Genomic DNA, 23,758 nt, shown 5'->3' on the forward strand with positions numbered 1-23,758 from the left:
AGTAGTGCAAAATTTGCTCCTAAGTCTTCGGCAGCTTTATTGTAAAGGTAGATCCAGCCCATTTTTTGCTCTCCACCTTTATCGTTCCTCCATGACGTTCAATAATTTCTCTACTAATGGATAATCCCAGACCAAATCCAGATATCTTGTATCCTGGATCGACAGCCCTATAAAATTGAGTAAAGATTTCCCCTAGATGTTCCTGATCGATCCCCATGCCTTCATCCCTGACGCTAATAGAAATCTCCTTAGGGCTTTCGGTAGCCGTAAGTGCGCCAGGTTTAACTGGACTTTCCCATCTCGGATACGGGAAATATCTAACAAATCACTTATTAGTGACTCCAGCTTTCTTGCTTGTTTTGAACACCGTTCAATGAGAGCAAAATTATGATTGCTCGGATCCGTTTGTAGCGTCAGTACTTGTAAAAAGCCATTCATGGAAGTTAAAGGTGTCTTTAATTCATGGGCGGCCATGGCAATTAATTTATCCTTTTTTTGGCTCAGAAAGCTGGTTTTCCGATACAATTGTTCCCGTTCCCGCTGTATGGCCAGTCTTTCTGAAATATCGCGGGCGATCTTTGAAGCGCCGATAATCTGCCCATTTTTATCACGAACAGGAGAAATTGTCAACGATAGAGGTATGAGCGCTCCGGATTTTGCAATTCTTATCGTCTCAAAATGTTCTACTCTGTTCCCATTTGCTATTTCCTGAATAATATAATCCTCTTCCTGCATGCGATCGGCAGGAATTATCATTGAAATATGCCTTCCTATTGCTTCCTCTTCATTATAACCTAAAAGACGTTCTGCGGAGGGATTCCAACTGGTAACGATTCCTTGCAAGGTCTTACTGATAATGGCATCATCAGATGAGGCAACAATTGCGGCTAGCAGAGCCTGTTTAGCGTCTATGGTTAATTCAGCCATAACCAGAAAGCGCAAATAACAGACCAAAGTATCTGGAGATATACTAATACCGATGCGCACAGCTAAGTGCCCTGGTATTGCTGCCCTGGTATTGCATGGCCAAAGGTTACGCCGAAGCGTCAACAGAGGCTGTATACAATAAAAAAAAAGAAAAATCGAGGGATATTTTCCAAACTAGTTGGACTGGTAGCTAAACAAAATGGTAGAGAAATACAACATTACCAGTATAAGCCGGTTTTGTCTGATTTCTGATAACAAGGATTGCCTCGATAACGACTTTGGTAATACCTCTCAAATCTACAATCGATTTAAGTTTAGCCCTTAATTGAATTTCACTATTTACCAAAACAGGCTCTCCAAATCTAAAATGCTCTATTCCGTAGTTGATCTCCATTTTCAAATTCCGAACGTCGGCTATTTGTTTCCATAGATATGGTATTAACGACAACGTCAGATAACCATGGGCAATCGTGGCCTTAAATGGGCCTTCTTTTTCGGCCTTTTCTTCATCTGTATGTATCCACTGATAATCTAACGTTGCCGCAGCAAATTTGTTAATCTGCTCCTGGCTTATTGTATGCCAATTAGAACATCCTAATTCCTTGCCTAAATGCAATTTAAACTCTTCAAAACTATTGATGACTAGCATATATTTCGAAATATAGGACTTTTTTTATTTTTGTAATGTATGTTTACCAAAATGAGTAGTAAAGTAAGAAGAGTTGCTTTTGAGAAAGAGTATCGGTTGTATTCCGATTTATAATTACACCTTCCCCACGATCAGTGGTACATTGATCGTGGCTGTACAAATTGAGCTATTTAGCGAAGCAAATATTTGAATCACTTCAAATATTGCAGGCTGAACTTAAACCGGCATGGATACTCGGGCTCAAGTAATTTAAAGACCTTATTTCTTTAAAATAGAAGATAAACAAAAGATACTTAACTTTATACTGTTAACGTTAAGCGTTATAAAGTGAAGTAAGATTTGAAAGATTTAGCACTCGGAAGTAGACTAAAAGTAGACCAGGACATAATTGTAATTGATAATCAATGAAATATGGGCCAGTGACTTATCCCGTCCGATCTCAAAATGTCGCTTGGGGATCAACACATCCAAAAATCCTTTTTTTATCAGCCGTTGTTTAAACGCCACCTGCACATCCGGCTCACCGTAATGCATTTTTATAACCAATGCGCTCGTCTTTTATAGCAAACAACGGCGCGAAATATGTCCATTGCTCCGCATAAACGCTCCTAAATCAGATCAGAGTTTTCCTTCTTTAATTTCATCTACAATTGCGGGGTCCAGCAGCGTAGTGGTATCGCCCAGGTTGGCCAGCTCGCCTTCCGCTACTTTGCGTAAAATACGCCGCATGATCTTTCCGCTCCTTGTTTTGGGGAGCCCACTTACAAACTGGATCTTATCCGGCTTTGCAATGGGCCCAATGATGCGACTTACCGTAACCAGTATGTCTTTGCGGGTAAGATCATCCTCATCCTTATGCCGTTTTCCATCCAGCACTACGTATGCGTAAACGCCTTGCCCCTTCACTTCATGCGGATAACCTACCACAGCGCTTTCGATCACGCTTGCATGCATATTAATGGCGTTCTCTACTTCCGCAGTACCCAGCCGGTGACCACTCACATTTAATACGTCATCTACGCGTCCGGTAATTTTATAATTCCCCTGCTCATCCTTCCAGGCTCCATCGCCGGTAAAATAAAGATCTTTGTAGGCGCTGAAATAGGTTTGGCGACAACGCTCATGGTCGCCATAAGTAGTCCTCAGAATGCCCGGCCAGGGCGCCCGCATGCAAAGATTGCCGCTCATTACTTCATCCGTAAATTCTACGATCTCTTCCCCTTTTTCGTCTACCAGCAGCGGCTGCACCCCCGGAAGCGGCAGCGTGGCCCAACTCGGGCGCGATGGTGTAACCCCCGCCAGGTTGGAGATCAGGATACCTCCGGTTTCGGTCTGCCACCAGGTATCTACAACAGGACATTTCTTTTTACCGATGTTTTCATTGTACCAATGCCAGGCTTCTTCATTGATGGGCTCGCCAACCGTGCCCAGCACCCGCAGGGAGGACAGGTCCTTATCTTTCAGCGGATCCAGCCCATAACTCATCAGCGAACGGATGGCCGTTGGCGCCGTATATAAAATATTTACTTTATGCTTATCTACAATTTCCCAGAATCTTCCGGCATCCGGCCAGGTGGGCACCCCTTCAAACATCAGGCAGGTAGCACCCGCCGACAGCGGACCATAAACGATATAGCTATGACCGGTGATCCAGCCAATATCTGCCGTACAAAAGAAAACCTCCCGGGGCCGATACTGAAACACATTCACAAATGTATAGGTTGTCCAAAGCATATAGCCTGCACAGGTATGCACCACACCTTTAGGCTTGCCCGTGCTGCCCGATGTATAAAGAATAAATAGCGGATCTTCTGCATCCATTTCTTCGGCAGGAATGTCCAACACCTCATCATGCATGGTTTCGATCACATTCTCCACCTCATCGCGCCACCAGATATCGCGCCCTTTGATCATACTCACCGGGGTACGGGTGCGGGTATGTACAATAACACGTTTTACGGTTTTATTGCCTACCAGGGCATCATCAATAATCGATTTTAGCGGAATATCTTTTGCCCCACGGTAAGCTCCATCGCAGGTAATAATATATTCGGACCCGGCATCGGCCAGGCGGTCGGCAATGCTCTGCGCCGAAAAGCCTCCGAAAATAACGGAATGAATCGCCCCGATGCGGGCACAGCCCAATACGGCAATCACCAGTTCGGGAACCATACCCATATAAATACAAACACGATCGCCCTTCTGAACTCCGTTGTTGCGCAACACCTGGGCAAACTCGCACACTTTGCGGTGCAGCACTTTATAGGTAAGTGTTCTTACTTTCTCATTGGGATCATTGGGCTCCCACACAATAGCAGGCGTGTCTCCATTCGTTTTCAAATGACGGTCGAGGCAATTTTCAGTAATGTTCAGCTTAGCGCCCTCAAACCATTTCACTTTCGGTTCTGCAAAATTCCAGTCGAGCACACGGCTGCTGAAAGGCTGCTTCTTTTTCCACTCAAACGTATCGGCCACTTCCGACCAAAAACCTTCCGGATCTTCTACACTTTTTCTGTAAGCTTCATGATACTCTTCAATCGTCTTTATCTGAAATGAATATGACATAACTAAAACGTTTTTTTTGCGGCAATAAAAATAGGCAATAAAAATTATTCAAATTTATTAATCTTTTATTGAAAGAAATATTATCTTGAACGCTGTTAACGCGAACGTTAGCGAACGATTGTAGGTTTTTTTATTGCACAAAACAAAATTACATGAAACAAGTGAGTGAAGCAGCAGTGCTTCGAAAAGTCATTGGGGCATCATCGTTGGGCACCATGATTGAATGGTACGACTTTTACATTTTCGGAATGCTGGCCAAAACCATTTCCACTGAGTTTTTTCCGGAAGGTAACAGTACGGCAGCCTTATTAAGTACGCTGGCTATTTTTGCCGCCGGCTTTATTGTGCGCCCTTTTGGCGCCCTGTTTTTTGGGCGGTTGGGAGATTTGCTGGGACGGAAATCTACCTTTTTGCTAACACTTATTTTAATGGGCGGTTCCACATTCCTGATAGGACTGGTACCGGGCTACCAAACCATCGGAATTGCAGCCCCGCTTATTGTACTGCTGCTGCGTTTGTTGCAGGGGCTGGCCCTGGGAGGCGAATACGGCGGCGCCGCCACTTACGTGGCCGAACATGCCCCACCTGGCAAAAGAGGCTATTATACCAGCTGGATACAAACTACCGCAACCCTTGGATTATTTTTGGCACTGGGCGTTATCATGCTCGTAAAAATGAATATGAGCGATGATCACTTTAATACCGAATGGGGCGGCTGGCGTTACCCTTTCTGGTTTTCGATTGTATTAGTGGTTGTATCGGTTTATATCCGGTTAAAGATGGAAGAATCTCCATTATTTGCACGCCTGAAAAGCGAAGGCAAAGTGGTCAAAAACCCATTGAAGGAAAGCTTCCGGAAAAAGGCCAATTTTAAAATGGTGCTTCTGGCCCTGTTTGGCGCCGCCATGGGACAGGGCGTCATCTGGTATACCGGACAGTTTTACGCACAGAGTTTTTTAGAAACAAAAGTAGCGCTCAATTTTGAGCAGAGCCGCTCCATCCTGCTATGGGCCATATTACTGGCAACGCCCTTCTTCATCGTCTTTGGCTGGCTGAGCGATAAGATTGGCCGCAAATGGATTATGCTGGCGGGCATGTTGTTGGGCATACTCACCTACCGCCCCATTTTTAACACGCTGCTGACGGATGCCGGCACCGACCAATGGAGCATGGCAATCAGCAACAGCCAGGTTCAAAAAGAAACCAGACCGCTGGCCAACAGCAACGACTCCCTGGTAAAAACCATTACGCATATTGAAGTATCCAATGGAGCAACGTATACCAGGGAACAAACGGACACCCTGCATACGGCTACAGGAGTCATTGCGGAGGGCAAGCCGGTAATCAGGGATAAAGTATTACCGCGGCCCGTTTACTGGAAATTTGTAGGGCTTGTATTCCTGCTAATCTTTTATGTAACGATGGTATACGGCCCTATTGCCGCATTTCTTGTTGAGCTGTTCCCGGTACATATCCGGTACACATCTATGTCCCTGCCTTATCATATCGGTAACGGCGTATTTGGGGGACTGGTTCCGTTTATTGGGGTACTCCTCCAAACCACGTTTACCGAAGATCCGATGGTGGGGCTTTGGTATCCGATCGGCATTGCGGCGCTAAGTTTTGTTATTGGCGTCGTATACCTGTCTAACAAGATCGATAAAGACGTAAGCGATTAATAGTTGACTACTTAAAACAAAAAGTAATGAACAGTATAAAAAAAGGATTGGGCATATTGTGGCTGATACTGGGACCGGTTATTACCTATTTTTTAATAATGGGCGCCATACATAATATTGACCCGGATGGAAAAAAAGACATTAACAACCCGGTGATCTGGATCATCATCATTACCATCTTCCTGCCTATTGCCATAGGTCTCATGATCTTTGGATGGTATGCATTGAAGGGTGAGTATTCTCAAAAAACAGCAGATCAGTAAACCGGCAATGCAAGCCTTCCTGCAATAGCGTTTCCGGGTTGCTGCAACACCCGGAAGCGCTTTTTTTGTAGCGCTGGCCGGCACGTTGCTTCGTTAAAGAATTGAAATATTTTTCCGTTTTTTTGTCTGAAAAAAAACAATCTGTTATTTTCGCACTACATGGTATCCGGTTTATTATACAACAGAACAATATCCAGGGCGCTTGCAGTAATGCTGAGCATCGTCTTATTGTGGCTTACGGTAAGCCTCCCGTTTGTATATGAAGCCAGGCTCCTGCTTACGGAGCGCACGGAAACCAGCGGCAAGGATCAAAGCAATCCGCTTGCGGGGGCTACCGAAGAAAAAACGCCGTCTAACCCAACCATCACCATTACAGAAGAATACCTGCACCAGGGCGCCTGTGACCTTTCATTGACCGGGCTTCAAAAAAACTGCGCTTACCTGCATGCACACGAGGCCACCTATATAGCCTTTCATCCGGAGCTGCACGCCCCACCACCCAACGCTTAACACCAGCACCCCCGGCTCCGGCATCTTTTGCTGCGGGCTACTTTTTTAATAGCCGGTCACCGGCAACTATCCTTTTTTATACGGTTCGTTCCTGATGCCTGAAAGCGTCTGAATCCTTTATTCCACTGATTTCATGGTAACAGATCAGCGGATCACGGATCTGTAATCCTAAGGCTTTCGTTGAATCCTGGCCCACCCGGAACAGTATAACAGTAAGGACTTTTTGAGCGACCCCATAACAGGGGGCCGTATACACATCTTCATATTTCTTTAATGTCATTTTTATGCATACGAATTCAAAAAAAAATAATACATTTTCAAACCTGGCCGCTAATATACCCTCATCGGTAGTCGTGTTTCTCGTGGCCCTGCCCTTATGCCTGGGGGTAGCGCTGGCATCCAATGCACCCTTGTTCAGCGGTATCATTGCCGGCGTTTGCGGGGGAATCATTGTAGGCATCCTCAGCGGCTCCCAACTCAGCGTAAGCGGGCCTGCAGCCGGGCTTACGGCAATTGTAGCCTCGGCCATCATCACCCTTCAATCTTTTGAAGCCTTCCTGGTAGTAGTGGTACTGGCGGGCATTATGCAGGTAATTCTTGGTTTTGTAAAAGCCGGTGTCATCGGCGACTACATTCCCAACAGTGTTATCAAAGGCATGCTTGCTGCCATTGGCCTGATCCTGATCATTAACCAGGTACCGCAATTGCTGGGAGATAAATCGGCACTGCCCGCCAATGACGAAGAATCCGTTGCTGCAACCGGCAATATTTTTGTCAACTTCTTCAGGTCGTTTGGTCACATTACACCTACAGCGTTGCTGATCGGCATCATCTGCCTCGTCTTTCATTTTGTTTGGGAAAAGCTGGTGGCGGGTAAAAAAGGCTTCATCAAACTGGTGCCGGCTCCTCTGCTGATTGTTTTTACCGGAGTAGGGTTAAATGCGCTGTTTACAAGCACTGGGCTTATGCCCGCCTTAACAGAGAACTACCTGGTGCATATCCCCACGGCCGGCTCCGCCAGCGAGTTTGTTTCCTTTTTTACAAGCCCCGACTGGAGCGCGATCCAAAACGCCCAGGTTTGGGTGCTTGCCATCACTATTGCCCTGGTAGCCAGCCTGGAAAGCCTGTTAAGCCTTGAAGCGATTGACGATATGGACCCTTACCAGCGTGCCAGCCCCACCAACCGCGAGCTGAAGGCCCAGGGCATTGGCAATATTGTTTCCGGGCTGATCGGCGGCATCCCGGTAACCAGTGTTATTGTGCGTTCCTCGGCAAACGTGAACGCAGGAGCCAAAACAAAAATGTCGGCTATTCTACACGGGGTTCTGTTGCTGAGCTCTGTAGCCTTTATACCCTTCCTTCTGAACATGATCCCCAAAACGGCATTGGCCGCTGTCCTGATCTTTACCGGTTACAAGCTGGCAAAGCCGGCCCTGTTCAGGCTCTATTATAAAAAAGGCTGGGATCAGTTCCTGCCCTTTGTGATCACGATCGCCGCTATACTGGCCACCGACCTGCTGAAGGGGGTCATTATAGGAATTGGCGTTGGCCTGTTCTTTGCCTTCCGTTCCAACATCAGAAAAGCGGTATTTGTAGTAAAGGATGAATACAGGTATCTCTTCCGCTTGCGGAAAGATGTTTCATTTCTGAACAAGGCTATTATTAAACAAAACCTTGAAAACGTAACCGATGGGGCCCGGGTAATCATTGATGCACGCCGCGCCGATTATATCGACAAAGATATTGTTGAGGTCATTGAAGACTTTATCATTCATGCGCCTTTAAAAAATATTGATGTACAATTGGAGACAAGCGGTTTTATCGACCATGGCTTCTCTCATAAAATACTGGCAAACGACAACAGGGATGGGCATTTAAGAAGAACCTACACAAAAGTGATCACAAGCATCAGGCAAAAGTCAATACCGGAAAGTCAACCGGAATTGTCTAACTTAGCATCACATTCCCAATAAATTTAATTTTAATAATACATTCAACAGATATTCATATTATGCAATCATACGAAAAGTTATTACAGAACAATAAAGAGTGGGCTTCAGAAAAATTAAAAATAAATCCTCATTTTTTTGATCACCTGGCAGAGACACAAAAACCGGAGTTTTTATGGATCGGTTGCAGCGATAGCCGGGTTCCGGCAAACGAAGTTACCGGCACCACTTCGGGTGAGATCTTTGTACACCGGAACATCGCCAACCTGGTGGTTCATACCGATATCAACCTCATCAGCGTACTGGAGTATGCAGTGGCACACCTGAAGGTAAAACACGTAATTGTGTGCGGACACTATGGATGCGGTGGTGTAAAGGCCGCTATGAGCAATGGTGATTTTCACCAGGTACTGAATATGTGGCTTCGGGTGATCAAAGATGTTTACTACAAACACAAAGAAGAACTGAGTGGGATCGCCGATGAAACAGCCCGGGCAAACCGCCTGGTAGAGCTCAATGTAAAAGAGCAGGTGGAAAAACTGGCCAAGACTTCCATTATCCAAAAAGCCTGGCAGGAACGCCAGGCCCCTATATTACATGGTTGGGTATACGGACTGGAAGACGGGCTGCTGCACTCCCTGCAGACCATCACACCGGCTACCACGCCGGTAGACCCCATCTACGTGTACGAAAACCTTCAGTAAAGTAATGCCTGTCCCTGTTATGCCCCCCGCTCAAACCGGGGGGCTTTTTTGTAGACGGCTATTGTCAGCGGATTATGGCCATTTCATCCTTAAATTTATATGGTTTTAATGGTAGGATGTAACCTGGGATGATTTCAATAAAAGATCTGCTTTCGTTACAGAGAAGGTATAAAATATGGACAATTATAAAAACTATAATTAGCCAAAATGATAAAAATCAGGGCCATTTTGGACAAATATAAAGTCATTTCAGGGTCTGATACGACTACCGCTAACCCTGAAATCCCAAGCAGGCTCAACCCTTTTTTTAGAGATTTTTTGCTTCAGCTCCAGCAAAAAGGGCCGTCCTTTTGAGACAGCCCTTATCCTTAAACAGGTTTACTATTATGATGCTTTTTGCTTTGCAGCAAACTCACGGCGGATGATGTTCAGCGCCGCACCGGCCTTAAACCATTCGATCTGCTGGGCATTGTACGAATGATTTACCGTAATGGTTTCTGAAGTACCGTCTTTATGATGCAATACCAGGGATAACGATGTATCGGGAGCAAACTCCGTAAGACCAATGATATCGATGGTATCATCTTCCTGAATCTTTTCGTAATCATCTTTATTGGCAAAAGTCAGCGCCAGCATCCCCTGCTTTTTCAGGTTGGTTTCATGTATGCGTGCAAAGGATTTTACCAGCACGGCACGGGCGCCCAGGTGCCGGGGCTCCATGGCCGCATGCTCGCGGCTGCTGCCTTCTCCATAGTTTTCATCGCCCACAATCAGCGTACCAATACCAGCGGCTTTATAAGCGCGCTGTGTGGCGGGCACCGGGCCATATACGCCGGTGAGCTCGTTTTTTACGTTATCCGTTTTATCATTAAAGAAATTGATTGCGCCAATCAGCAGGTTGTTGGAGATATTATCCAGGTGCCCGCGAAATTTCAGCCAGGGACCCGCCATTGAAATATGGTCGGTTGTGCATTTTCCTTTGGCTTTGATGAGCAGCCTCAGCCCTTTCAGATCCGTACCCTCCCATTCAGGAAAGGGGTCCAGTAACTGCAGGCGTTTGCTATCCGGAGCCACTTTTACTTCCACGCCGGAGCCATCCGCAGCAGGCGCCTGGTAACCGGGGTCATCTACAGAAAATCCTTTGGCCGGCAACTCCTCACCGGTTGGAGGATCCAGCTTAACGGTTTCTCCTTTTTCATTCACCAGGGTATCCGTAAGGGGGTTAAAAGTCAGGTCGCCGGCAATTGCCAGCGCGGTCACTAATTCGGGCGAAGCCACAAATGCATAGGTATTGGGATTCCCGTCTGCGCGCTTTGCAAAGTTCCGGTTAAAGGAATGCACAATCGTGTTCTTCTCCTGCTTGTCGGCGCCCACACGGTTCCACATACCAATGCAGGGCCCGCAGGCGTTGGCGAATACGGTGGCGCCAATGCTGGCAAAGGTATCCAGGAAGCCGTCTCTTTCGATGGTGTACCGTACCTGCTCCGAGCCCGGGGTTATCGTAAATTCTGCTTTCGTTTTTAATCCCTTTGCATTTACCTGTTTGGCCAGCGACACGGCGCGGCTGATATCTTCATAAGAAGAGTTGGTACAGCTGCCGATGAGTCCTACCTCTACTTTTGTGGGCCACCCATTGGCGGCGGCGGCTTCTTTCATTTTTGAAATCGGCGTAGCCAGGTCCGGGGTAAAGGGCCCGTTCAGGTGCGGCTCCAGCTCGTCCAGGTTAATTTCTATCACCTGATCAAAATATTGTTCGGGATTTGCGTATACTTCAGGATCTGCGGTTAGCTGGGTTTTGACTGCGTCTGCTGCAGCTGCCACATCTTCGCGCCCGGTAGCTCTCAGGTAGCGGCCCATGCTGTCGTCATAAGCAAAAGTTGAGGTGGTAGCCCCAATCTCCGCACCCATATTACAGATGGTTCCCTTGCCGGTACAGCTTAATGCCTGTGCCCCTTCTCCAAAATATTCCACGATGCAGCCCGTACCGCCTTTTACGGTGAGGATGCCCGCCACTTTCAGGATCACATCCTTTGGTGCTGCCCATCCATTCAGTTTCCCGGTGAGCTTTATACCAATCAATTTGGGCATTTTCAATTCCCAGGGCAGGCCCGACATCACATCGCAGGCATCCGCGCCACCTACCCCGATGGCAACCATTCCTAATCCGCCGGCGTTTACCGTGTGGCTATCCGTACCGATCATCATTCCCCCCGGAAATGCATAATTTTCCAATACTACCTGGTGAATGATGCCTGCACCGGGCTTCCAAAAGCCGATGCCATATTTATTAGACACCGATGCCAGGAAATCAAAAACCTCGCTACTGTCTTTTTTTGCAATGGCAAGATCCTGAGCCGCCCCCGTTTGCGCCATGATCAGGTGATCACAATGCACGGTGGATGGTACCGCCACCCTGTTGCGGCCAGCCTGCATGAACTGCAGCAGCGCCATCTGCGCGGTTGCATCCTGCATAGCTACCCGGTCCGGGGCAAAATCAACATAATCTGCGCCCCGCTGGTAAGCCCGCTGAGCAGGTGCGGTCAGGTGTGCATAAAGTATTTTTTCCGTAAAGGTCAAAGGCTTGTTCACGAGTTTACGCGCCTCATTTACCTTCCCTTCAAATTCGGCGTAAACCTTCTTTATCAGGTCAATATCAAATGCCATAGAAAATTGTTTATTGGATGTGAATAAATTGGGGCGAATTTACAAAAAAATGACAGAAAAATAAAATGCAACCTGTGGGAATTATTATTGCTGATTCGGCGAATATTAAATAATTTCGCGTAGCAGTATCTGATGTGTATACTAACTATGAACCGTCTTAAAAATTTTGTTGAATGGAACGCCTTCGGCGTTTGTTCTTCCATCGGGAACCGGATGAATATTTCTCCCAGCCGGATACGGCAGTATTTTATTTATACGTCCGTTTTAACGATGGGATCCCCGATCCTGATTTACATGATCCTGGCTTTCTTTAAGAATGTAAAAAATTACATTCAGTCTTCTAAAAGAAATCCCTGGTACTATCTTTAAAGCCAGCTCCTTTTCCATTAATTTTCAGATACCTTAACGGCGGCGGCTTCCGGCCGGTTTCCTTTTGGCAGCCTTACGGTAAAGCAGGTTCCATTGCCGGGGCTACTTTCCACGCTGATATGGCCTTTATTCTGGCGTAGAAATTCGCTGCAAAGGAGCAACCCTACCCCTGAGCCCCGTTCGCCAATAGTGCCATAAGCCGGACTCTGAGGACCATCAAACATTTTCTTACGTTGTTCGGCATCCATTCCTATGCCATAATCGCGAATGGTAACAACCACATGGTTGCCTTGCATCGCAGCAGCCAGTTCTATACGTCCTCCGGGAAAACTAAACTTAACCGCATTGCTAAACAGGTTCCGGAACACCACGGATACCTGGTCGCGGTCGGCATATAAGGTAATATCGGGGGATACATCGATGTCTATTTGAATCTTTTTCTGCTGTACAACCGGCTCAAAAAAAAGCGCCAGATCCTCCGTTAGCGGGGCCAGCAGAAAATGCGTTGGAACAATCCTTATTCCCTGCATTCCACGGGCGCTCCACCGGAGCAGGTTATCCAGTGTACTGCTCAGCTGCGATACCCGGTCGTGCAGCACGGCAGTAGCGGCCTCCATCTCATCCTTTTCGAGCAAACCATGACGAAACTGTTCCAACAGGGCATCCAGTGTCGCAACCGGGCTGCGGATATCATGCGCCACCACCGAAAACAACCGCTCCTTGTCGCGGTTCATAATAGTTAATGCCTGCTGTTGCGCTTCAATTTCGCGTTCATAGTCAGATTGTATGGATTTAAAAAAAAGCAGGGCCAGCACCACAAACAGCAGGGCGGTAACAACATTGCCCCAAACCCGGGCATACGGCACCGGCGCTCCAAAAATCGGGGGCTGGGGACAAAAGAGGATCAGGAGCTGCGCGGCAATAATCAGGAGGCTTATCCCAATCACTGCCCGGCGGTTGTCATTTACCAGAATGACCATAATAAGAATATTCATCAAAAAATACTGCGACCCATTGTGAAAATACAGGCCGGCGAAGGTATATGCCAACAGGTTAACACCGATCAATACCATCCGCGCGCCCAGGTACATCCGCCGCCGGTGCATGATCAGCACCAATACTGCAGACAACGTGTTTAACAGGTTGAGCCCGGCCAGCACCTGGCGACCCTGGATAAAATTGAGCACGGAAAAGAAGAACATAAAGGGGATACAGGGCAGCGCCAGTAAATTCAGCAATTTGGTTCGCCGGGACTCTACATAGGGCATGGCAGGCAGCACTCCAACGTTAACAATACTATTCCAAACCAGGTTTACATACTTCAGCAAGGGCTCCGTTCTCTTGATCATATAACAACAAAGATAAAATCAACGGAGCAAACTGTTGCCCCCGGAGCTGATGCTATTTGTTTCATTTTTGTAAAGAAATGCTCAAATACAAATAACACCTCCTTGTTTATCAATATATTGCCTTTTTTTTAAAAAAATAGCATACGGCGCGTGTAACATTTTAAAGCTTTTTGCTATTATTAAGTAAAGGGTAAATTACTTCGTTGGACCAAACCATAGAAATAGCGAGAGATGAGCAGGTGGAACTTTGCAAAAAGGGGGATCATAACGCCTATTTCTGCATCTATGAGCGGTATGCAAAACCCATGCTGAACAGCAGTATGCGCGTGCTGAACAATATTGCGGATGCAGAAGATATGGTACAGGAAGCATTTATTGATGCATTTAACAGCCTGGAGTCCTTTACCTACAAAAGTTCATTTGAAGCATGGCTGCGAAGAATCGTTATCAATAAGTCGATCAGCCTGCTCCGGAAACGAAAGATCTCGTGGTCCGATATCGACCTTTCGGAAGCACCGGCGGATGCATCGGAGGCCACCGATGAGGATCAGTTTGAATTTGACGTGCAACGGGTAAAAACGGCCATTAAAGCGCTTCCCGAAAACTACCGGGTCATTTTTAATTTATTTGTTATTGATGAACTGAAGCAGGATGAAATTGCATCACTACTGAATATTTCGCATAGCAACGTCCGGACCATTTATCACCGCGCAAAGAAAAAAGTACTGGACCTATTAAACTCGAACGATCATGAGCAGTAACCGGTTAGAGGATTTTATACGGGCGAACAAAGGGGCATTTGACGACCAGGAGCCTTCTGCGGCCCTCTGGAAGCGCCTGGAAAAAAAAATGCAGGCGCCTGATGCGGAGCCCCCCAGCTCCATTGAGCCCGCAACTGCCAAAATAGTTAAAATCAACTGGTGGAAATGGACTGCGGCTGCCATGATCCTGATTACCGCCGGTGTTTTGAGCAAACCGTTTTGGAAGCCCGCCGACTCCGCTTCCACGGATCCGGACCTGGCTGTTCAAACGCAGGAACCCGCTCGTTTGCAAACCGGAACCGATAGCAATGAGCATACAACCGACAGCCCTGTTTTAGCCTTTGATGAGTCCCGCCGGCCCTCACCGGACAACCATACAAAAAGAGACGCCTCCAACGCCGGGCGCCTCCAGGCGGGAAACGAGATTAAAGAGGAGCTATACCATTATACCCGGCTTATTGAGATTAAGCAAAAGGAAATTGCCACATTAAAAAACAATGACCCGGCGCTGTTTGAGCAGTTTTCTGAAGATCTTACTACGCTTAATCGATCCTATGCTTCCCTAAAGCACCAGTATGATGAGGGCCTTAACGGCGAACAGCTTTTAAGTGCCATGATCGAAAACCTGAAATTGCAAACCGAGCTTTTGAACAGGCAACTGGAGATCACCAAAAAACTTAAACAACAAAAAAATGAAGCAACATATAAAAATATTTAGCTTGGTATTGTTACTGCTGGCGGCTTCTGCTGCCAGGGCACACTATGACAGTACGGAGATGGGGTGGAATTCCGAAAAACGAAAAACGATGGCGCGATCATATCCGCTAACAGATCAATCCCGGGTTTCCATTAAAAATTCTTTTGGGAACGTGACGGTGCTGAACTGGAACAGGAACGAAGTTAAAGTCGAAATAACCATCACGGTTAAAGCCAATAGTGATGAAGCCGCTTCAGCCATCCTGGATGCTATTTCCATTGACGAAAAAAAGGGTACAGATATTTCTTTTGAAACAAAGTTCCGGTCCCGGACCAATAATGGCCGTGGCAAAAGCTCATCAATGCAGATCGACTATGTCGTAAATATTCCGGCTACCACCAGACTGAAAATAACCAATTCCTTTGGAAATACGGTTATCCCCGACCGTTCGGGCGCAACGGAGCTATCCCAGTCCTACGGGGACCTTACCACCGGCAGCCTGGCCAATACCGAGCGGCTGTCGGTCGACTTTGGAAAACTGGTAACCGGGGAACTCGAGAATACCAGGGTACACGTAAAATTTTCGAAAGTTGAAATTGACAAACTTTCGGGCAACTTTGACGGAAACTTTCAATTTTGCACCAAACCTTCAATCAGCTTTACACCTGCCATCAAAAATGTAAACATTGAAACAAAATATTCCGACCTTACGATTTCCCTTCCAAAGTCCTTTGACGCCAATATCAACATTACTACCAGTTTTGGAAAGATCACCAATAACAGTAGCCTTAAACTGACCGATAAAGACGGGGGGCCGTTAACCGAGATAAGACACACAGCGCCATCATCCCGAACCGACCGTAAAATTTCTATAAGAAGCGAGTTTGGAAAGATCCGGCTTCAATAACCTGTAAGCAAAAAAAAGGCCAACTAAATGGCCCTGGTGTGCAGTAAAAATAAAAAAAGGTATTTTTCATTAACCGGCTACTCTCATTTAAGATGTTTATAATAAAAGGATATTGCCTCTCCCAGTGAAGCAACATGCAATTTTTCGTAGATCCTTTTGGTATAGGTTCCAACTGTGTTTAAAGTGATCTGCAATTTTTCAGCAATCATCTTATAACTCAGTCCATCTGCCAGCAATTGCAGCACTTCCGCTTCCCTTTCGCTTAAAGACGAAGCGATTGCAGGTGGTTTGAAATAGTCCAGCACTTTTAACGCAATGCCGGGGTTCATAACAGCGCCCCCCTCATGAACATCATGAATCGCTTGCAGCAGTTTTTGGGAGGAGTCGTTTTTCAATACGTATCCGCTGGCGCCGTTGCGGATACTGGTAAAAATTTTCTCACTGTCGTCAAAGACCGTCTGCATCAGCACTTTGATCTCCGGACGCGTAGTTTTAATGGTTTTCAAGCCTTCCAGCCCGTTTACCTCCGGCATATTAATATCCATCAATACAACATCAGGCAGGGTGTTCTCCATATCGGCAACGGCATCTTTGCAATTCTCTGCCTCACCAACATATTCCAGGTTGTCTGTCAGTTGGATCAGGTTCTTCAGACTATCTCGTCTGGCGATATTATCATCATATATAAAAACCCTGATTGGCATTGCTCGGGCAAAGATAAAATTGTTCCCTATATGCTTTTGTCACTAATATTCGTGACAGGAATGGCGGCGCTGATCTTGGTCCCTTTTCCGGGAAAGCTGGCTATCTGGAAAATACCGCCCAGCTCCTCGGCCCGTTTTTTCATATTGCGCAATCCGTTGCCGGAGGGCTTTGCATCTTCATAAAAACCGATGCCATTATCCACAATTTCGATCCGGAGCCAGTCGTCCTTCTTGTAAATATGGATGGATACATGACTGGCCCGGCTATACTTTACAATGTTGTTGACGGCTTCTTTAACGATCAATACCACGTTCTTCCGCGCCGTTATATGCTGAACCATATCATTGATTTCCGGCGCTACCTGGATGTGATAATCGATCTCCCGGCTTCCCAACACCTCGGAAACAAAATTCTTTATACGGCTGTCTACGGTAAGCATATTGTGTTTGTCGGCACGCATACTCCATATAATATCCCCAATATCCTCCAGGATTTTGGAGGAGTTCACCGAAATCTGCTCCAGCAGGTATTTTGTTTTTGAAACATCGCGCTCCATCAGGCTTGAAGCCACATCGCTATAAATCTTGAGACTGCTGAGTGTTGAGCCAATATCGTCATGCAGGTCCTCTGTAATCCGGTTTCTTTCGGTTTCAATCCGGGTTTTTTGGGCCTGCTTTCTTTTTTGCCGGGCCGTTTTGAGCCGGTTAAACCCAAAAAATGAGACCCCCGTAACCAGGGAGGCCATGATGAAAACAAACCAGGCACTGCGATAAAAAGGCGCCCGGAGATTAAAGTGCAATACCAGTACATGACGGCTGATGAGCCCGTTAACGTTTACTGCCCTTACTTTTAGAACATGTTGGCCCGGTTCCAGCTGCAGGTTCAGCGTGTTACCCACGATCTCCGATTTGGAGGAATCCTCATTCAATGAGTAAATAAAATGATGAAAATAGCCGGAGATATTTACACCCGAAAATGTGAGGGTAAGCGCATTGTCGCCGCTGGGAAGGTCGTAGGAGGCTCTAACGGGAACCGGTTTCTGGTTTACTTTTATATCGGTAAGGTATGTTTTTATATCAAACCGCGGAACCGTCATGTTGGCGGGGATAATCGCAATACCGCTTTCTGCCGCCAGGTAAACAGAATCCTTCTTGTAAAAGATATCGCTGATCACATTATTGGACACGCCCTCCTCATGATTTAAGTTGGTGATCGTATAGCTGAATCCACCTCCCCGGATATTGTAGTTGATGTAGGCGGCGCCCCTCCGGGTTGTAGCCCATAAAACTCCGGAGTGGTCCGTTTCCAGAAGCTTCATCACTGAAAAATTCAAAAACCCCGGATCAGAAACCTGGTGTATTACAGTGTTGTTTTTCAATACAAAGACACCGTTATTGATGGTCGAAACCCAAAGCAATCCATCGGGCGTTACCGCTGCAGACAGGATGCGGGATCCTTTAAGCGGTGTATTGTTGCCTGTTTCTGATAATGCGCCCGACTCATAGTCATACCGAAACAGCCCTTCTGTGGTGCCCAGATAAATATATTTACCCTGTACCACCAGCGTGGTGATCCTCAGCAGGGGAATTTTTAGACGCCGGGCCCTTTCTGTTATGGTGTTCACCTTGTACAACCCTCCTCTTGCGTCTACACCCGTAACAATAAGAATACTGTCATTATAGATGATACCCCGCTTTAACTGGCGGAGAGGCTCCTCCGACGTTTCCAGCCGGATCTGCCGTTTAAAATCGATGATTCCGCCCGACTCGGATATTACAAAAAACTTGTGCTGCGAAACAAGCATCCCCAGCACCCTTCCGCTGCCCCCGGTTGCGCTGATGTTGTGAAACCGCAGCCGGCTGTCCGGTGTCTTTTCTACAATTTCTCCATAATTATTGCCGCCGAAGAGCGTTCCTTTGTTGTCAACAAATACCGACCGGAAGTTGTTCCGCGTTGGCGGATCGCCAAAAGGGCGAAACATATTAAAGCTGCCAGTGCGAAAAAGGATCAGGCCTTTGTCTACCGTTGCCACCCAAACATTGCCCTCGCTGTCTCTAAAAGAAGAATTGGCAAAAAAGCTGCCCGAGATCTTGTACTTAAACGTGTCGGTCACAAAATCAAAAACATAGATAGCCCCCCGTACGGTTGAAATATTAACATCATTGCCATTTTTACGGATCAGGATCGGGTTATCATCCATTTCATTTTTTAGCACCCGGAGTGGGGCCCGCCCTGCTGTTTTTTGTATAATATAAATTTTACCTGTATTCTGGAGCAGGTACAATTTATTCTTTAATACCCCGGAAATTTCAGACAAAGGCCTCTTCTCTTTGTTAACCGGTAACAGGAGACTGTCTACACGGTCCCTGCCTTTTAAATATACAAACGACTCGCCCTTAGCAGACCGTTCGGGCCGGCCTGTATATAACCAATAGGGTTCATTTCCTTCATAAAAACGATTGGCGACTTTGGTAGCTGAAACTACCAGTTTCCTGTTTTTAAAGACGAGCTCCCCGGCCGTATTAAAAAACACAATACCGCCTTCATCCAGCCGCTTGCCCCATAATACCAGCTTTATAATGTCCTTTTGAATGCCTGTATCCTTTAGTGGGTTTACAAAACGGTCGGCAACTTCATCGTAGTAGCAGGGCCCTTGTTTGAAGGTATTGATCCAGATGGTGCCGTCATTTTCCCGGATTACTTCCAGTACATCGTTGTCCGGAACGCCTTCCGGCTGTGCATAGCGTTTAAAGTATTTTCCGTCAAACCGGCAAACGCCGTTATCGGTGCCTACCCACAAAAAGCCCCGGCTATCTTCCATACAGGAATAAACCAGGTTACTGGCCAGCCCATCATTTACCGTAAAGGTTTTTACCATCCTGAGGTTCTGGGAAGCAACCGGTCCTACAACCAAACTGATCAGCAATAAAAGGAGCACGGCCCCGTAAAGCATCTGGTAAGCTCTCTTTTGCTTCATATTGGGCCGGCTGATTTAAAATAGATGTCCATCTCCAAACAAAAATATACATTTTCAAACATCCCTAAAAATGTCGGATACATAACATTCTTACAAACTTTTTTTGGAGTTGGGCTTTAACCCACCGTGCGCCAGGAATATGCAAAGGTGCGCAAAGGCACTTATACTGGTCCCCGATACATCGGGGATAAAAATGTAAAATAATAAATATCCAATGTAAAATGCAAAAGTGGATCCCGTCAAAACCGACAAGCTCTTTTTGCTAAACGCATACTCCTTTTTTATTTTACATCCTTTATTTGGTGCCTGCCCTTGCGGGCATTGCGTATTCGTTGCGTCCTTTGGGGCTTTCCCAAAAGTCGCTTTACAACATGATGTCGTTCTGAAGATGTCATCCCGGGCATGACCCGGGATCTATTCTCGTTTCAGAATCTATTGATTAACAATCATCTTTAGATGCCGAAACAATCCCCATCGCCATCGGGACGGCATAACAAAACAGAGACTTTTGATACAGCCTCGTTAAAAAAGAATTACAAAAAAACAGTTGTCAAAAAGTATTTTTCTGCCATAAAGCCGGGAAGACGATAAATACAAATATTTCCGTCTCCCCGTCTTTACGGTTATTGAATTAATTCATGATTTTTGATACAAATAGCTATCTATTGTTTACAGATCCCTTAGCTGCATCCCAGGCTATTACCGCAATTGAGACATTTATAGCAGGTGCCGCTACGAATGGTGATATGTCCGCATACATTGCAGGCCGGGGCATCGCCCTGCATATTTTTTGCTGCTGCATTTACAGCGTCCAGCCCCGCCTGGGCTCCGTTTTTATGGCTATTGTTCACCGTAGGTGTCGCTGCAGCAGCGCCCACTACCCGTACATCGCTTAACTCGGGTTTTCGTTCGCCAATCGTTGGCGCGCCTGCTCCCCAATCTTCATCCGGAGCGGGCTCGCTGGCCTTGTCCAGCACATGTACAAGATCAGCTCTTCCCAGGTATTCGTAGGCAAGCGCCCGGAACATAAAGTCGATAATAGAAGTGGTGGATTTTATATTCGGATGCTGTACCATACCCGCCGGCTCAAATCGGGTGAATACAAATTTTTCTACAAATTCTTCCAGAGGAACACCGTACTGTAATCCTATTGAAACAGCAATAGCAAAACAATTGAGCATACTTCGCATGGTAGCGCCCTCTTTGGCCATATCAATAAAAATTTCTCCCGGGGTTCCGTCATTGTATTCGCCCGTGCGCAGGAAGAGGGTTTGGCCATTGATTTTTGCCTTTTGTGTAAATCCCCTGCGTTTGGCCGGAAGCGACCGGCGTTCCACGATCATGGCCAGCTGCCGCTTCAATGAAGTGTCGGCGCTGTTTTGTACCCGGTGATTGATTTCCTCCAACAACTCATCAATGGTCAGTTTACCCAAATCGATGATTGCAGCTTGCAGAGCGTTTTCTTCAATGGTTTCTTTTTCTTCTTCCGTTTTTGACGCAGTATCTGCCTTATTGCTCAGAGGCTGGCTCAATTTGGAACCATCGCGATACAAGGCACAGGCCTTGAGCCCCAGCTCCCAGCTTAGCTTGTAAGCATCGGCAATTTCTTCTATAGCCGCCTCATTAGGAAGGTTAATGGTTTTGCTGATGGCCCCGCTGAGGAAGGGCTGCGCCGCTGCCATCATACGAATGTGGCCGTGTGCATGAATATAGCGCTGGCCTGTTTGCCCGCATTTGTTGGCACAATCAAAAACAGGCAGGTGCGCTTCTTTCAGGTAAGGGGCGCCCTCCACCGTCATGGTACCGCAAACATAGGTATTGGCTGCCGCCATTTCTTTTTCAGAAAAACCCAGTGCCTCAAGCATGTTCCAGTTAAAATCATTGTACACCTCCGGCTTAAAACCCAACCGTTGTAGACAGGCTTCTCCGAGCGTGAACACATTAAAGGCAAACCGGATTTCAAAGGCGGTTGCCGTGGCATTGTTCAGCTGTTGTATTTCCGCAGCCGTAAGTCCTTTGGCTGCCAGGGTTTCTTCATTTATATGGGGCGCTCCCTTTAGGGTAGCATGCCCCTTGGCATAATTTACAATGGCCTCAATTTCCTGCTCGTTATATTTTAAGGTGCGCAGGGCCTGGGGCACGCTTTGATTAATGATCTTAAAATAGCCACCGCCGCTTAGTTTTTTAAATTTCACCAAGGCAAAATCCGGCTCCACCCCGGTGGTATCACAATCCATTACCAAACCGATGGTTCCTGTTGGCGCTATTACGGTAGTTTGTGCATTGCGGTAGCCATACTGTTCGCCCAGCTGAACAGCTGCATCCCAGGCCCTTGTGGCAGCTTTTAGCAGGTAATCGGGGCAATGAGCGGCATTAATGCCCTGGGGCTTCGTCTGTAAGCCTTCATAAGCATCTCCGGCATCATAGGCTGCCGCGCGGTGATTGCGCATCACCCGCAGCATCTGCTCCTTATTTTCCCGGTACCGGGGAAAGGCCCCCAGGTTGCCGGCCATTTCTGCAGAAGTGGCATAGGCCACACCCGTCATGATAGCTGTAATAGCGCCTGCAATGCCGCGGGCCGCATCACTGTCGTAGGCAATGCCGTTTACCATCAACATAGAGCCGATGTTGGCGTAGCCCAGCCCCAGCGTGCGGTAATCATAACTCAACCGGGCCACTTCCTTTGAGGGAAACTGCGCCATCAATACAGAAATCTCCAGTACCACCGTCCACAAGCGGCAGGTATATTCAAAACCCGGCACATCAAACAGGTTTTCCTGTTCATTAAAAAATTTACGCAGGTTTACACTGGCCAGGTTGCAGGCCGTATTATCAAGGAACATGTATTCACTGCAGGGATTGCTGGCGCGGATAGGGCCACCCTCCGGGCAGGTGTGCCATTCGTTAATGGTGGTGTCATATTGGGTGCCGGGGTCGGCACAGCGCCAGGCGGCATAGTTGATCTGATTCCACAGATCCTTTGCTTTTACCGTACGCATGGTTTTGCCGGTGCTCCTGGCCTTCAGTTCCCAATCGCCGTCTGCCGCCAGGGCCTTAAAAAATGTGTTGGGAATGCGGACGGAATTATTGCTGTTTTGCCCGCTTACCGTGCGGTATGCTTCCCCCTCGTAGTCGCTGGAATAACCTGCGGCGATGAGAGCCGCTACTTTTTTTTCTTCTTCTACCTTCCAGTTTACAAATTCCACGATATCCGGATGATCCAGGTCCAGGCAAACCATCTTTGCTGCCCGCCTTGTTGTACCGCCACTTTTTATAGCACCGGCAGAACGGTCCCCTATCTTCAAAAAGCTCATCAGCCCGCTGGAAGTGCCCCCCCCGCTCAATTTTTCTCCCTCACCACGGATACTGCTGAAATTGGTACCAACCCCGCTCCCGTATTTAAAAATGCGGGCTTCGCGCACCCATAGGTCCATAATCCCCCCTTCATTAACAAGATCGTCCTCAACGCTGAGAATAAAACATGCATGGGGCTGTGGCCGCTCATAGGCGGAAGTCGATTTCTTGAGCTGTCCATCCCGCTGATCTACATAATAATGCCCCTGGGGTTTGCCGGTAACGCCATATACTTCATGCAAGCCGGTATTGAACCATTGCGGGCTATTGGGCGCACAGGATTGATTCAGGATCGAAAAAACGAGCTCATCATAAAAAACCTGTGCATCTTCTGTTGAGGCAAAATAATCGTACCGCTCGCCCCACATGCGCCAGCAATGCGCCAAACGGTGGGCTACCTGCTTTACACTGGTTTCCCTGCCCAAGGTTCCATCGGGCTGCGGTACGCCTGCTTTGCGAAAATATTTTTGGGCCAATATATCCGTGGCGATCTGGCTCCACTGCCGGGGAACTTCCACATCGTCCAGCTGAAATACCACTTCCCCATTGGGATTCTTGATTACGGAACTGCGGTAATCGTATTTGAACATGTCGAAGGGACTCACTCCATCCTGAGTAAACTTCCTGTTAAAACTCAGACCACTGCGATTTTGTTTTTTCGTTGGCGCCATTTTATAAAAGTTTGGTTAAGGTTAAAAACACTGTAGCGTGAGTAACGAATTTACTTTT

At 47.0% G+C, this 23,758-nt stretch carries 20 protein-coding genes; 9 read left to right on the forward strand and 11 right to left on the reverse strand.

Annotated features, from left to right (window positions below):
* Positions 1–19 precede the first annotated feature (19 nt).
* From GGU45_RS13780 to acs, 5 genes are all read right to left on the reverse strand, one after another.
* A complete protein-coding gene (locus GGU45_RS13780; protein WP_435225615.1) occupies positions 20–217 on the reverse strand; it encodes an ATP-binding protein in 198 nt (65 codons plus the stop codon).
* Positions 193–927: a PAS domain S-box protein gene (locus GGU45_RS13785; protein WP_435225617.1), complete on the reverse strand. Its 735-nt coding sequence runs from the start codon at positions 925–927 to the stop codon at positions 193–195. The genes GGU45_RS13780 and GGU45_RS13785 overlap by 25 nt, the downstream gene beginning before the upstream one ends.
* Before the next feature lie 190 nt (positions 928–1,117).
* A complete protein-coding gene (locus GGU45_RS13790) occupies positions 1,118–1,576 on the reverse strand; it encodes a MaoC family dehydratase (RefSeq protein ID WP_435225619.1) in 459 nt (152 codons plus the stop codon).
* A gap of 366 nt (positions 1,577–1,942) precedes the next feature.
* Positions 1,943–2,110: a hypothetical protein gene (locus GGU45_RS13795; protein WP_435225621.1), complete on the reverse strand. Its 168-nt coding sequence runs from the start codon at positions 2,108–2,110 to the stop codon at positions 1,943–1,945.
* 84 nt (positions 2,111–2,194) lie between these two features.
* Complete coding sequence (gene acs / locus GGU45_RS13800) at positions 2,195–4,141, reverse strand: acetate--CoA ligase (RefSeq protein ID WP_435225623.1); 1,947 nt, start codon at positions 4,139–4,141, stop codon at positions 2,195–2,197.
* A 152-nt stretch (positions 4,142–4,293) separates the two neighbouring features.
* On the opposite strand from acs, the gene GGU45_RS13805 reads away from it, so the two are divergent.
* The 3 genes from GGU45_RS13805 (at position 4,294) to GGU45_RS13815 (ending at position 6,593) form a co-directional block, all read left to right on the forward strand.
* Complete coding sequence (locus GGU45_RS13805) at positions 4,294–5,820, forward strand: MFS transporter (protein WP_435225625.1); 1,527 nt, start codon at positions 4,294–4,296, stop codon at positions 5,818–5,820.
* 26 nt (positions 5,821–5,846) lie between these two features.
* The gene (locus GGU45_RS13810) at positions 5,847–6,083 is read left to right on the forward strand and encodes a DUF6814 family protein (RefSeq protein ID WP_435225627.1); all 237 of its coding nucleotides are present in this window, start codon (positions 5,847–5,849) and stop codon (positions 6,081–6,083) included.
* Positions 6,084–6,242: 159 nt separating this feature from the next.
* Positions 6,243–6,593, forward strand: a complete 351-nt coding sequence (locus tag GGU45_RS13815; RefSeq protein ID WP_435225629.1) for a hypothetical protein — start codon at positions 6,243–6,245, stop codon at positions 6,591–6,593.
* Positions 6,594–6,669: 76 nt separating this feature from the next.
* Here GGU45_RS13815 and GGU45_RS13820 read toward each other — a convergent pair whose 3' ends face one another.
* Positions 6,670–6,873, reverse strand: a complete 204-nt coding sequence (locus GGU45_RS13820) for a hypothetical protein (RefSeq protein ID WP_435225631.1) — start codon at positions 6,871–6,873, stop codon at positions 6,670–6,672.
* 4 nt (positions 6,874–6,877) lie between these two features.
* Here GGU45_RS13820 and GGU45_RS13825 point away from each other — a divergent pair, with 4 nt between their 5' ends.
* Together GGU45_RS13825 and GGU45_RS13830 are read left to right on the forward strand one after the other, a co-directional pair.
* A complete protein-coding gene (locus GGU45_RS13825; protein WP_435225633.1) occupies positions 6,878–8,566 on the forward strand; it encodes a SulP family inorganic anion transporter in 1,689 nt (562 codons plus the stop codon).
* A gap of 38 nt (positions 8,567–8,604) precedes the next feature.
* Positions 8,605–9,246, forward strand: a complete 642-nt coding sequence (locus tag GGU45_RS13830; RefSeq protein ID WP_435225635.1) for a carbonic anhydrase — start codon at positions 8,605–8,607, stop codon at positions 9,244–9,246.
* A gap of 384 nt (positions 9,247–9,630) precedes the next feature.
* On the opposite strand, the gene GGU45_RS13835 is transcribed toward GGU45_RS13830, so the two are convergent.
* Positions 9,631–11,910 carry an aconitate hydratase gene (locus tag GGU45_RS13835; RefSeq protein ID WP_435225637.1) on the reverse strand — a complete coding sequence of 760 codons (2,280 nt, stop codon included), beginning with the start codon at positions 11,908–11,910 and terminating at the stop codon, positions 9,631–9,633.
* A gap of 147 nt (positions 11,911–12,057) precedes the next feature.
* On the opposite strand from GGU45_RS13835, the gene GGU45_RS13840 reads away from it, so the two are divergent.
* Positions 12,058–12,279: a PspC domain-containing protein gene (locus tag GGU45_RS13840; RefSeq protein ID WP_435225639.1), complete on the forward strand. Its 222-nt coding sequence runs from the start codon at positions 12,058–12,060 to the stop codon at positions 12,277–12,279.
* A 17-nt stretch (positions 12,280–12,296) separates the two neighbouring features.
* On the opposite strand, the gene GGU45_RS13845 is transcribed toward GGU45_RS13840, so the two are convergent.
* Complete coding sequence (locus GGU45_RS13845) at positions 12,297–13,628, reverse strand: sensor histidine kinase (protein WP_435225641.1); 1,332 nt, start codon at positions 13,626–13,628, stop codon at positions 12,297–12,299.
* Positions 13,629–13,831: 203 nt separating this feature from the next.
* Here GGU45_RS13845 and GGU45_RS13850 point away from each other — a divergent pair, with 203 nt between their 5' ends.
* From GGU45_RS13850 to GGU45_RS13860, 3 genes are read left to right on the forward strand one after another with little or no spacing between them, the layout of a single operon-like run.
* Positions 13,832–14,389, forward strand: coding sequence for an RNA polymerase sigma factor (locus tag GGU45_RS13850; protein ID WP_435225643.1), 558 nt, complete (start codon positions 13,832–13,834; stop codon positions 14,387–14,389).
* Positions 14,379–15,107 (forward strand): anti-sigma factor, encoded by a 729-nt coding sequence (locus tag GGU45_RS13855; protein ID WP_435225645.1) that lies wholly within the window; start codon positions 14,379–14,381, stop codon positions 15,105–15,107. Before GGU45_RS13850 ends, GGU45_RS13855 begins: the two co-directional genes overlap by 11 nt.
* Complete coding sequence (locus GGU45_RS13860; protein WP_435225647.1) at positions 15,082–15,993, forward strand: hypothetical protein; 912 nt, start codon at positions 15,082–15,084, stop codon at positions 15,991–15,993. Before GGU45_RS13855 ends, GGU45_RS13860 begins: the two co-directional genes overlap by 26 nt.
* A gap of 83 nt (positions 15,994–16,076) precedes the next feature.
* On the opposite strand, the gene GGU45_RS13865 is transcribed toward GGU45_RS13860, so the two are convergent.
* The 3 genes from GGU45_RS13865 to GGU45_RS13875 all read right to left on the reverse strand — a co-directional run bounded on the left by GGU45_RS13865 (position 16,077) and on the right by GGU45_RS13875 (position 23,700).
* A complete protein-coding gene (locus tag GGU45_RS13865) occupies positions 16,077–16,697 on the reverse strand; it encodes a response regulator (protein WP_435225649.1) in 621 nt (206 codons plus the stop codon).
* A 26-nt stretch (positions 16,698–16,723) separates the two neighbouring features.
* On the reverse strand, positions 16,724–19,675 hold the full coding sequence (locus GGU45_RS13870) for a sensor histidine kinase (RefSeq protein WP_435225651.1): 2,952 nt from the start codon (positions 19,673–19,675) through the stop codon (positions 16,724–16,726).
* A gap of 680 nt (positions 19,676–20,355) precedes the next feature.
* Complete coding sequence (locus tag GGU45_RS13875) at positions 20,356–23,700, reverse strand: vitamin B12-dependent ribonucleotide reductase (RefSeq protein ID WP_435225653.1); 3,345 nt, start codon at positions 23,698–23,700, stop codon at positions 20,356–20,358.
* Positions 23,701–23,758: the final 58 nt, after the last annotated feature.

The organism is Niabella hirudinis (assembly GCF_051201075.1).
In the GTDB taxonomy this organism is placed as follows: Bacteria; Bacteroidota; Bacteroidia; order Chitinophagales; family Chitinophagaceae; genus Niabella; species Niabella hirudinis.

What these genes read in the sequence shown, in the direction of transcription:
- GGU45_RS13840 (WP_435225639.1), top strand. Translation starts at nt 12,058, where the DNA reads ATGAACCGTCTTAAAAATTTTGTTGAATGGAACGCCTTCGGCGTTTGT.
- GGU45_RS13810 (WP_435225627.1), top strand. Translation starts at nt 5,847, where the DNA reads ATGAACAGTATAAAAAAAGGATTGGGCATATTGTGGCTGATACTGGGA.
- GGU45_RS13865 (WP_435225649.1), bottom strand. Translation starts at nt 16,697, where the DNA reads ATGCCAATCAGGGTTTTTATATATGATGATAATATCGCCAGACGAGAT.
- GGU45_RS13845 (WP_435225641.1), bottom strand. Translation starts at nt 13,628, where the DNA reads ATGATCAAGAGAACGGAGCCCTTGCTGAAGTATGTAAACCTGGTTTGG.
- GGU45_RS13805 (WP_435225625.1), top strand. Translation starts at nt 4,294, where the DNA reads ATGAAACAAGTGAGTGAAGCAGCAGTGCTTCGAAAAGTCATTGGGGCA.
- GGU45_RS13855 (WP_435225645.1), top strand. Translation starts at nt 14,379, where the DNA reads ATGAGCAGTAACCGGTTAGAGGATTTTATACGGGCGAACAAAGGGGCA.
- GGU45_RS13830 (WP_435225635.1), top strand. Translation starts at nt 8,605, where the DNA reads ATGCAATCATACGAAAAGTTATTACAGAACAATAAAGAGTGGGCTTCA.
- GGU45_RS13780 (WP_435225615.1), bottom strand. Translation starts at nt 217, where the DNA reads ATGGGGATCGATCAGGAACATCTAGGGGAAATCTTTACTCAATTTTAT.
- GGU45_RS13835 (WP_435225637.1), bottom strand. Translation starts at nt 11,910, where the DNA reads ATGGCATTTGATATTGACCTGATAAAGAAGGTTTACGCCGAATTTGAA.
- GGU45_RS13870 (WP_435225651.1), bottom strand. Translation starts at nt 19,675, where the DNA reads ATGAAGCAAAAGAGAGCTTACCAGATGCTTTACGGGGCCGTGCTCCTT.
- GGU45_RS13825 (WP_435225633.1), top strand. Translation starts at nt 6,878, where the DNA reads ATGCATACGAATTCAAAAAAAAATAATACATTTTCAAACCTGGCCGCT.
- GGU45_RS13820 (WP_435225631.1), bottom strand. Translation starts at nt 6,873, where the DNA reads ATGACATTAAAGAAATATGAAGATGTGTATACGGCCCCCTGTTATGGG.
- GGU45_RS13795 (WP_435225621.1), bottom strand. Translation starts at nt 2,110, where the DNA reads ATGCATTACGGTGAGCCGGATGTGCAGGTGGCGTTTAAACAACGGCTG.
- GGU45_RS13785 (WP_435225617.1), bottom strand. Translation starts at nt 927, where the DNA reads ATGGCTGAATTAACCATAGACGCTAAACAGGCTCTGCTAGCCGCAATT.
- GGU45_RS13815 (WP_435225629.1), top strand. Translation starts at nt 6,243, where the DNA reads ATGGTATCCGGTTTATTATACAACAGAACAATATCCAGGGCGCTTGCA.
- acs (WP_435225623.1), bottom strand. Translation starts at nt 4,141, where the DNA reads ATGTCATATTCATTTCAGATAAAGACGATTGAAGAGTATCATGAAGCT.
- GGU45_RS13860 (WP_435225647.1), top strand. Translation starts at nt 15,082, where the DNA reads ATGAAGCAACATATAAAAATATTTAGCTTGGTATTGTTACTGCTGGCG.
- GGU45_RS13790 (WP_435225619.1), bottom strand. Translation starts at nt 1,576, where the DNA reads ATGCTAGTCATCAATAGTTTTGAAGAGTTTAAATTGCATTTAGGCAAG.
- GGU45_RS13875 (WP_435225653.1), bottom strand. Translation starts at nt 23,700, where the DNA reads ATGGCGCCAACGAAAAAACAAAATCGCAGTGGTCTGAGTTTTAACAGG.